The sequence below is a fragment of the Thermoplasmata archaeon genome (assembly GCA_036395115.1).
In the GTDB taxonomy this organism is placed as follows: Archaea; Thermoplasmatota; Thermoplasmata; order RBG-16-68-12; family RBG-16-68-12; genus RBG-16-68-12.
Genome location: DASWDU010000029.1, coordinates 1 through 2,223, shown reverse-complemented (window position 1 = coordinate 2,223; position 2,223 = coordinate 1). Strand labels below are relative to the sequence as shown.

Here is a 2,223-nt window from a genome sequence, read left to right as displayed (position 1 = left end):
CGTCTCCGACGAAAGACCTTGTTTCCGGCGCACAGGGAGGCCGTGCACCAGACCAACGTGATTGCCGCTTCTCGGGCGCGAAGGTACGTCTATGCTCGCGACCGGGAGCCGCTTGAGGCGCTGCTCCAGGCCTTACCTTCGCCGGCCACGAATGCCGGCAGCTCACGTGTTACCGGTCCTGTTACCGGTGCCTCCGGGACTAGCCCCAATGCCGTTCACTTTAGGCCCTCCCGGTTTAGGGCGTAGTTGCTCATCTTGATCTTGACCGCCCGGGGATAGCGGCGCTGTCGCCGCGGCGGCAGCACGTTGAGAGCGACATCCTCGTGGAGGATATCGAGGCGTCGCGGTAGGTTTCCGGTTTCTACTTGCCATGCGGCGAGCCAGAAGTTGCGGATCATCAGGAGGGAGGCTCTGTAGCTGATCCGAGACGGCGGCAGACCGATACGCTGTGCGGCGCGCTCCATCTCCAGACGGACGAGGTTGTAGCCGATGGCGAGTCCCCAGAGTTCCTGTCGGATGCGTTCGGGGGCACGGCTGCGCAGCGCTTCCTCGCGGTCGAGCGTGTGTGTCTTGATCTCGTCGAATCCCAGTTCCAATTCCCAGCGCTCGTGGTAAAGCTCGGCGATTTCGCGGGCGGGATAGCGTGTGGAGTCGAGGAGAGATGTGAGCAAGGTCTGGGCGGGAAAGCCGCGACGCTGGTATCGGATGGCACGCACCTGCAGGGTCTCCGGCAAGTCCGGGTGAGCGCGGCGGAGGTGGCGATTGATGGGTAGTTCGACGAGGTCGTCTCCGCGTCCCAGGCGCTTGATCACGCGTAACTTGAGCTTGGCTTTGGCTCGGGTCAGCCAATGGCGGTTCTTTCCACCACTTTGGATGTCGTGGAAGACCTTGTAAGAGATGAAGCCACGATCAATGAGCGTGATCGAGTCGTCGGGAAGCAGAGGCCAGAGGTCCTCGGCGAGTTTGAGTTCGGAGGACGTACAGGGTCCGAGCCGGAGCGCCGCCAAGATGTGCGAACGAAGGACCATCAGGGCGACGAGGCGTACCTGAGGATAAGCGGATCGCCCGCGACTGGCGCCCGGGCGGCCGAACGCGGATTCGTTCTCTTCGGTGTCGGGGATACGGAGCGTAGATCCGTCGAGTCCATGGACGACCAAGCCGCGCCAGCGGTGTTTGTCGGCGGAAGCCGTGGCCCAGTTGTCGGCGGTGTCGCCGAAGAGGACGGCCAATGGTTCGGACCCCAGTCGGTCACGGGCTTGCACCACGGCGCCGCCCGTTATCCGTCCAAGACCTCCGGGCCGCTTCGCATCAGGCAGGACGAGGTTGAGGTGTCGTACGACGGCCTGAATGGGGCGATCTCGAAACAGCCCCATTCCAACCACGATCCATACGGCGTGTTCGGCCGGCAGCTTGCGCCGCCTTATGGTGGCCGTTCCCGTGGCTTCCAGGGCGCGCCTGATATCATCCAGATCGAGCTCGCTGGAAAAAATATCGAGACCGGTCTCAGGTGCGATCGAGGCCGCAAGCAGTGCTTGTCCGAGGTCCATTCGTTCACCCGCTCAAGATCTTCGGCGCTTGCGCTTTGGCCGTCCTGCCGACGGTGTCGCCGGCCGACGTCGCTGCCGTAAGACCTGACGGTTGATCGCGGACAGCTCCTCGATGGCCTTCCACCAGAGCATGTAGTTCTTCACCCATTGCTTGGCGGTGCGAACGAGCTTGGGAGGCAGCGAGATCTGCTCGGTCCGACCTCCGGGGAGGGTTACGCTGAGGTAGACGGCGCGGTGACCCTCTCCAGAGACACACCGGCATCCCGCCTTTCCGCAACGAAGTGATCGCACGAACACGCTGCCTCGGAGGACCTCTTCCAGAGGGGGCAGTCCCGCGAGCACTCGCTGGCGCCGGGATCGAAGGGCTTCTGGGTCGTCGTTCATTGTCTTACGGCTTTATAACCGTAAGATACTGAACAGACAAGCCAGAGCAGGTCCGGGTTTGGATCAGGCAGGCTGATGGCTTCCGGGCGCGGTCCTTATCTAACCGGCATTGGGTCTAGCCGCGCGGCGCCGCCGCGTCCTCCGCGCGTGCCGTGCGCGCCAGCCACCATCCCGTGAGCGCCACCCAGGCCGCCAGCGGCAGGAGCGTCGCCAGCCGCTCGAGCCCCACGAGGTGGCCGAGGTTCCAGGCCGCGCGCACGCCGCTCGCCCCCTCGCCGTCGATCGCGTGGTT

1 protein-coding gene is annotated in these 2,223 nt (G+C 64.2%); it reads right to left on the bottom strand.

From position 1 onward, the window contains the following. Window positions 1-215: 215 nt before the first annotated feature. Window positions 216-1,547: an IS4 family transposase gene (locus VF992_06710; GenBank protein HEX9340843.1), complete on the bottom strand. Its 1,332-nt coding sequence runs from the start codon at window positions 1,545-1,547 to the stop codon at window positions 216-218. Window positions 1,548-2,223: the final 676 nt, after the last annotated feature.